The following is a 6,928-nucleotide window of genomic DNA, read 5'->3' as shown; positions in this document are numbered from 1 at the left end:
CTGAACCGTTCCTGCAGCCATCTTCTCGGTCCCTTCCTTGTGTGCGGGGGCTTGCCCCTTGCAACTGTTCGGGTTCACAAAAGAAGGCGGTCGGGCCCCAGCTCATCCACGGTTTAGGCTACCTGAGAGGTGACGGGCTCTCGACCGCCGCCACGGATCAGGCAAGCACCTGGTCCGTGGCACCCCTCAACAATGCACGATTCCAGACACACAAGGGGTGCGCGACGGAATGAGGCGTGGCTATTTTGAACGTATCGCCAGGCTGGAACACCCCTCATCCGTCGCCTGCGGCGACACCTTCTCCCACAGGGGAGAAAGGGGGAGTTTCACCCCTCCGTCGACTCCGATTGGATCAGGCCTTCGAGCATGTCGAGCAGGCGCTCGTGCTGTTCGGCGCCGTAGCGCTTCTCGATCGCGTCGTAGATGGCGATGCGCTCCGGCGCCAGGTCCTCGATCAGCGCAAGGCCGGCCGGGCTGATGGCGAGCAACGCGCGGCGGCCGTCGTCCTTGACCTTGTTGCGGGTGATGAATTCGCGTTCTTCCATCGCCTTGATGATGCGGGTCAGGCTGGGCGGCAGGATCGAGGCGCGGTTGGCGAGTTCGGTGGCTTCCAGCGGACCGGTCTCGGCAAGAACCCGCAGCACGCGCCATTGCTGCTCGGTGATGTCGTGGCGGGCAAGCATCGGCCGGAAATGCGCCATGATCACCTCGCGAGCGCGAAGCAGAGCCATCGGCAGGGAGCGACGAGTGCTCGGTGGTAGCAAAATCAGGTCTCCGAAAATCCAATCCAGTACGAGTCGGCGTAAATATTAGCACCCCGATCGCAGCTATATCCGCGATTTTGCCGGGAGCGGCAATCCCGCTCCCGGGAGACAGAGAACGACGCTTGACATTCGATCGTCAAGATGTAATTCACATGTTAATTAAAAGGTGGAGGAACCTTTGCCCCACATGGCGATCGAATATTCCGCGAATCTGGACGCGAAGGTCGACATGGGCGCGCTTTGCGAGCTGGTCTCGCGCACCATCCTCGAAACCGGCCTGTTCGAACCAGGCGCCGTCCGCGTGCGCGCCTTCCGCGCCGAGGCCTATGCGATCGCCGACCGCCTGCCCGAGAACGGCTTCATCGACATGAATTTCCGTATCGGCAAGGGCCGCAGCGCGGCGGAAAAGAGGAGCGCAGGCGAAGCGATCTTCGCGGCGGTGTCCGAGCATCTTGCGAGGCTGTTCGCGACGCCGCATTTCGCACTGTCGCTGGAAATCCGCGAAATCGACGCCGAACTCAGCTGGAAGAAGAACGCCATCCACCCGCGGCTTCGCGGCAAATGACTGAGCGCTAGAGAACAGGAAAGACCCATGGCGGCACTGGACGACAATCTGCGCAAGGCCGAAGCCTATCTGGAGCGCTTCAGGAAGCGTGGCGTGCTCAACCAGATCGGCGGCGAGGCGGTGCCCTCCGCCGACGGCTCGACCTATGAGACGATCTCGCCGATCGACCTGAAGCCGATCGCCACGGTGGCGCGCGGCAAGCCTGCCGATATCGACCGCGCAGCCAAGGCAGCAAAGGCCGCCTTCAAGGAGTGGGCGGCGATATCGGGCGATGCCCGCAAGAAGCTGCTGCACAGGATCGCCGACGCCATCGTCGCGCGCGCCGAGGAGATCGCCTTCGTCGAATGCATGGACACCGGCCAGTCGCTGAAGTTCATGGCCAAGGCGGCATTGCGTGGCGCGGAAAACTTCCGCTTCTATGGCGACCGCGCGCCGGAAGCCCGCGACGGTCAGACCATCCGCGCGCCAAACCAGGTCAACATGACGACGCGGGCGCCGATCGGTCCCGTCGGCGTGATCACGCCGTGGAACACGCCGTTCATGCTGTCGACCTGGAAGATCGCGCCGGCGCTGGCCGCCGGCTGCACCATCGTCCACAAGCCGGCGGAACTGTCGCCGCTGACCGCGCGCCTGCTGGTCGAGATCGCCGAGGAGGCCGGCCTGCCCAAGGGCGTGTGGAACCTCGTCAACGGTTTCGGCGAGGACGCTGGCCGCGCGCTGACCGAGCACCCCGACATCAAGGCGATCGGCTTCGTCGGCGAAAGCCGCACCGGCTCGATGATCATGCGCCAAGGCGCTGAGACGCTGAAGCGCGTGCATTTCGAGCTTGGCGGCAAGAACCCGGTGATCGTCTTCGCCGACGCCGATCTCGAACGCGCCGCCGACGCCGCGGTCTTCATGATCTATTCGCTCAACGGCGAGCGCTGCACCTCATCGTCGCGCCTGCTGGTCGAGGAAGGCATCTACGACAAGTTCACGGCGCTGGTGGCGGAGAAGGCCAAGCGCATCAGGGTCGGCCATCCGCTCGACCCCGAAACCGTGGTCGGTCCGCTGATCCATCCGGTGCATGAGGAAAAGGTCCTGTCCTATATCGAGATCGGTAAGTCGGAAGGCGCGGTCGTCGCCGCCGGCGGCGGCAAGTTCGACGGCCCGGGCGGCGGCTGCTATGTCAGCCCGACGCTGTTTGTCGGCGCCACCAACACAATGCGCATCGCCCAGGAGGAGATTTTTGGGCCGGTGCTGACCGCGATCTCGTTCAAGGACGAGGCGGAGGCTCTGGCGCTTGCCAACGACACGCAATACGGCCTGACCGGCTATCTCTGGACTTCCGACGTCACCCGCGCGTTCCGCTTCACCGACGCGCTCGACGCCGGCATGATCTGGGTGAACTCCGAGAATGTGCGGCATTTGCCGACGCCGTTCGGCGGCGTGAAAAGTTCGGGGATCGGCCGCGACGGCGGCGACTGGTCATTCGATTTCTACATGGAAACCAAGAACATCGCGTTCGCCACGGCGCCGCATTCCATCCAGAAGCTCGGCGGCTGACCGGAGACCCAAAGATGCCCCTACCCCAACCCAACCTCTACCCGGCTTTCAACATCGTACGGCTCAGCCACGTCGAGCTCGCCGTCACGGATCTGGCGAAGTCCCGCGCGTTCTATGTCGATACGCTCGGCCTGCAGGTGACCGACGAGACCAAAGATGCGATCTACCTGCGCGCGATGGAAGAACGCGGCCATCACTGCATCGTGCTCAGGAAAGGCCCGGTCGCGGAAGCGCGCGACCTCGGCTTCAAGGTCTTTTCCGATGAGGACCTCGACAAGGCCGCGCATTTCTTCGAGGGCAAGGGCCTGCCGGTGGAGTGGGTGGAGCGGCCTTACCAGTCGCGCACCTTCCGCACCCGCGATCCGCACGGCATCCCGCTCGAGTTCTATTCGAAGATGGAGCGGCTGCCGCCGATCCATCAGAAATACGCGCTCTACAAGGGCGTGAAGCCGCTGCGCATCGACCATTTCAACTGCTTCTCGCCGAACGTCGATCAATCGGTCGCGTTCTACAACGAGCTCGGCTTCCGCGTGACCGAATACACCGAGGATGCCGAGACCGGCAGGCTGTGGGCCGCCTGGACGCATCGCAAGGGCGGCGTGCACGACATCGCCTTCACCAACGGCCTCGGCCCGCGCCTGCATCACGTCGCCTTCTGGGTGCCGACGCCGCTCAACATCATCGACCTGCTCGACCTGATGGCCACCACCGGCTGGCTGCCGAACATCGAGCGCGGCCCGGGCCGGCACGGCATTTCCAACGCCTTCTTCCTCTACATCCGCGATCCCGACAACCACCGCATCGAGATCTATTGCTCGGACTACCAGACTGTCGACCCCGATCTGGAGCCGATCAAATGGGACCTCAAGGATCCGCAGCGTCAGACGCTGTGGGGCGCGCCGGCGCCGAAGAGCTGGTTCGAGGAAGGCAGCGTCTTTGCCGGGGTGAAGCCGCGTGCGTTCGATCTGGCGGCGTCGCCGATCGTGGCGCCCTAACTGTGTGCGGAGTTTCAGCATGAGCGCGGCGCGCCTCGCCACCTTCACCGTCGGCGGCAGGACGCGCTACGGCGCGATCACCGACAAGGGCGTCGTCGACCTTTCGGCGCGCCACACCCAATGGCCGACGCTGCGCGAGGTGATCGAGGCCGGCGCGTTGCGCCGGCTGGCGGAGGAGGCGGATGCCTTCGCGCCCGACTTCAAGGTTGAGGACATCGCCTACGAGATCCCGATCCCCTCCCCGGAAAAAATCATCTGCGTCGGCGTCAATTTTCCAGACCGCAACGAGGAGTACAAGGACGGACAGGCGGCGCCCTCCAACCCGTCGCTGTTCATCCGCTTCCCGCGGTCCTTCGTCGGCCATGGCGCGCCGCTGGTGCGGCCACCGGAATCGCCGCAGCTCGACTATGAGGGCGAGATCGTCATCGTCATCGGCAAAGGCGGCCGCCGCATCGCCGAGGCCGACGCGCTCGGCCACATCGCGGCGCTGTCGCTCTGCAACGAGGGCACGCTCCGCGACTGGGTGCGCCACGCCAAGTTCAACGTCACGCAAGGCAAAAATTTCGACAGTTCCGGTTCGATCGGCCCGTGGCTGGTGCCGTTCACCGACGAGGCGCAGATCGCCGACATCTCGCTTGTCACGCGTGTCAATGGCGAGGTCCGGCAGCAGGACCGCACCGGCCGCATAATCTTCTCCTTCCGCAAGATCATCGCCTACATCTCGACCTTCACCACGCTGGTGCCCGGCGACATCATCGTCACCGGCACGCCGACCGGCGCCGGCGCCCGCTTCGACCCGCCGATCTGGCTGAAGCCGGGCGACGTGATCGAGGTCGAGGCCGACGGCATCGGCCTGCTCCGCAACGGCGTGGTCGACGAAGGAGCTGGCCGATGATGACCGAAGCGCAGGTCGAGGATGCCGCGGCGAGGCTGTTCGAGGCCGAGCGCGAGCGCCGGCAGATCCGGCTGCTCAGCCTCAACTTTCCGCAAGCGACGATGGACGACGCCTACCGGGTGCAAGCGGCGCTGGTGAAGCGCAAGGTGGCGTCGGGGCTGGCCATCAAGGGCTGGAAGATCGGCCTGACGTCGAAGGCGATGCAATCGGCGCTCAGCATCGACATTCCAGACTCGGGCATTCTGTTCGACGACATGTTCTTCGAGGACGGCGGCACGGTTCCGGCCGGCCGCTTCATCCAGCCGCGCATCGAGGCCGAGATCGCCTTCGTCATGAAGGCGCCGCTCGCCGGCCCGGACGTGTCTGTCGACGACGTGCTCGACGCCACCGACCATATCACGCCGGCGCTGGAGATCCTCGACACCCGCATCGAGCGGGTGAACAAGGAGACCGGCAGGATCCGCACCTTCTTCGACACCATCTCGGACAATGCCGCCAATGCCGGCATCGTCGTCGGCGGCCGCTCGGCCGGGCCGCGCGAGGCGGACCTGCGCTGGATCGGCGCCATCGTGTCGCGCAATGGCGAGGTCGAGGAGACCGGGCTTGGCGCCGGCGTGCTCGACCATCCGGCGAAAGGCATCGCCTGGCTCGCCAACCGGCTGCATCAGTACGGCATGCGCATCTCCGCCGGAGAGGTGGTGCTGTCCGGCTCCTTCATCCGGCCAGTGGAATGCAGGCACGGCGACCAAATAGCCGCCGATTTCGGCCCGTACGGAACCATCCGCATCGCCTTCGCCTGACAGCGCCCATCCCGAAAGAAAAAAGGCCGGGCGCGAATGCGGCCCGGCCAGAAATGAAGGTCAAACCTTCAGAGGGGAACACCGTTCGGCGCAATGGGAGGAGAACGCCGAACGATATGTCCTATGTGGGCTTTGACCGGTGAGTTTGCGACGAACAGAATTCCAAATATCAGCCGAACCGCGAAATAATATCGCGCAAGCAGGACCGCGGCCTCAGCCAGCCGCTGCCGCCTCCAGCAGATCGGCATAGTGCCGGCGCGCCACATCCGGGTGGGAACGCAGGCGGCTCTTCAGCACATTGGTCCCGACGTCGCGAAACAGCGGATTGTCGGGGTCGCTTGCCGGACCGCGCGCCTCCGCCGCCAGGTCCTCGGGCAGGTCGAGCAGCGGGATCGTCGCGTCGAGCCGGGCGCTGAAGAAGAACGGCACCGAAATGCGCTCGACACCGGGCGGCGGCGTCACCACGCGATGGACCGTTGCCCGCAGATAGCCGTTCGAGGCCAGTTCGAGCAGCTCGCCGATGTTGACCACCAGCGTCTGCGGGATCGGGTCGACATTCACCCAATTGCCGTTGTACTCGACCTGCAGCCCCTTGTTCTCGTCCTGCAGCAGCAGCGTCAGGAAGCCGCCGTCCTTGTGCGCGCCGACGCCCTGGTCGTCGCCGGTGGCGTCGCGGCCGGGATAGCGCACGATCTTCATGCGATGGTTGGGTTCGTCGCGATAGATCGCATCGAAGGCGTCTTCCGGCTGGTCGAGCGAGAGCGCGAAGGCCTTGAGAAGGCGGATCGCCACCTGGGTCGCCTTGCTCTGCCAGGCAAGCAGCGCCGGTTTCAGCTCCGGCAGGGCGTGCGGCCACTGGTTCGGCCCCTGCAGCCGCGTCCAGGCCGGAATGCCCGGCCCCTGCGCGATCGTCGGCCGCTCGACGCCGATGTCGAGCTGCTCGCGCCAGTCGGCCTTGCCCTTGGTCAGCTCGCCGCCGGCGCGCGTATAGCCGCGGAACTGCGAGGATTTGACCATTTCGATCGCCAGCTTGTCGGCCTCCGGCAAGGCGAAGAACCGCCGCGAGGCATCGAGCACGTCGGAGATTTCCGAAGCCGATATGCCGTGGCCGGAGAGATAGAAGAAGCCGACGTCGCGCGCGGCCGTGCGCAGGTCGAACAGAAAGGTCCGCAGTTCCGAGGCGCCCTGGTCGAGGCGGTCGAGATCGAGCACGGGGATAATTCTGGCCATGGTCAGGCTCCTTTCGCGGCACTATGCGACCCCGCCCCACGATGCCATGCGCGCGGCCCTGGCCCAAGCAACGCACGATCCAATCTCGGCGCGAATGACGCAAAGCCGGCGCTGCATTCCGCTGTCGGCGGGCA

7 protein-coding genes are annotated in these 6,928 nt (G+C 65.2%); 5 read left to right on the top strand and 2 right to left on the bottom strand.

The features are described 5' to 3' along the window. Positions 1-326 precede the first annotated feature (326 nt). Entirely contained in the window at positions 327-731 is a 405-nt protein-coding gene (gene hpaR, locus EN786_RS24010; RefSeq protein WP_245478510.1) for a homoprotocatechuate degradation operon regulator HpaR, read from the bottom strand. Between the two features lie 211 nt (positions 732-942). On the opposite strand from hpaR, the gene EN786_RS24005 reads away from it, so the two are divergent. From EN786_RS24005 to hpaH, 5 genes are read left to right on the top strand one after another with little or no spacing between them, the layout of a single operon-like run. Continuing rightward, positions 943-1,329 carry a 5-carboxymethyl-2-hydroxymuconate Delta-isomerase gene (locus tag EN786_RS24005; RefSeq protein WP_127312164.1) on the top strand — a complete coding sequence of 129 codons (387 nt, stop codon included), beginning with the start codon at positions 943-945 and terminating at the stop codon, positions 1,327-1,329. A gap of 27 nt (positions 1,330-1,356) precedes the next feature. Beyond that, the gene (hpaE, locus tag EN786_RS24000) at positions 1,357-2,874 is read left to right on the top strand and encodes a 5-carboxymethyl-2-hydroxymuconate semialdehyde dehydrogenase (protein ID WP_135908919.1); all 1,518 of its coding nucleotides are present in this window, start codon (positions 1,357-1,359) and stop codon (positions 2,872-2,874) included. A 14-nt stretch (positions 2,875-2,888) separates the two neighbouring features. Next, positions 2,889-3,869: a 3,4-dihydroxyphenylacetate 2,3-dioxygenase gene (gene hpaD / locus EN786_RS23995; protein WP_127311939.1), complete on the top strand. Its 981-nt coding sequence runs from the start codon at positions 2,889-2,891 to the stop codon at positions 3,867-3,869. Between the two features lie 19 nt (positions 3,870-3,888). Continuing rightward, positions 3,889-4,764, top strand: coding sequence for a fumarylacetoacetate hydrolase family protein (locus EN786_RS23990; protein WP_127311938.1), 876 nt, complete (start codon positions 3,889-3,891; stop codon positions 4,762-4,764). After that, the gene (gene hpaH, locus EN786_RS23985; protein ID WP_189340698.1) at positions 4,761-5,564 is read left to right on the top strand and encodes a 2-oxo-hept-4-ene-1,7-dioate hydratase; all 804 of its coding nucleotides are present in this window, start codon (positions 4,761-4,763) and stop codon (positions 5,562-5,564) included. Before EN786_RS23990 ends, hpaH begins: the two co-directional genes overlap by 4 nt. Before the next feature lie 213 nt (positions 5,565-5,777). Here hpaH and EN786_RS23980 read toward each other — a convergent pair whose 3' ends face one another. Further along, positions 5,778-6,794 (bottom strand): isopenicillin N synthase family oxygenase, encoded by a 1,017-nt coding sequence (locus EN786_RS23980; protein ID WP_135908917.1) that lies wholly within the window; start codon positions 6,792-6,794, stop codon positions 5,778-5,780. Between the last annotated feature and the right edge of the window lie 134 nt (positions 6,795-6,928).

Origin of the sequence: Mesorhizobium sp. M4B.F.Ca.ET.143.01.1.1 (assembly GCF_004792275.1) — a bacterium.
Classification (GTDB): domain Bacteria; phylum Pseudomonadota; class Alphaproteobacteria; order Rhizobiales; family Rhizobiaceae; genus Mesorhizobium; species Mesorhizobium abyssinicae.
This window is presented reverse-complemented; position numbering and strand designations above follow the sequence as displayed.

Coding starts and splice junctions, on each gene's coding strand:
- hpaR (WP_245478510.1), bottom strand. CDS start 731: ATGGCTCTGCTTCGCGCTCGCGAGGTGATCATGGCGCATTTCCGGCCG.
- hpaH (WP_189340698.1), top strand. CDS start 4,761: ATGATGACCGAAGCGCAGGTCGAGGATGCCGCGGCGAGGCTGTTCGAG.
- EN786_RS23990 (WP_127311938.1), top strand. CDS start 3,889: ATGAGCGCGGCGCGCCTCGCCACCTTCACCGTCGGCGGCAGGACGCGC.
- hpaD (WP_127311939.1), top strand. CDS start 2,889: ATGCCCCTACCCCAACCCAACCTCTACCCGGCTTTCAACATCGTACGG.
- EN786_RS23980 (WP_135908917.1), bottom strand. CDS start 6,794: ATGGCCAGAATTATCCCCGTGCTCGATCTCGACCGCCTCGACCAGGGC.
- hpaE (WP_135908919.1), top strand. CDS start 1,357: ATGGCGGCACTGGACGACAATCTGCGCAAGGCCGAAGCCTATCTGGAG.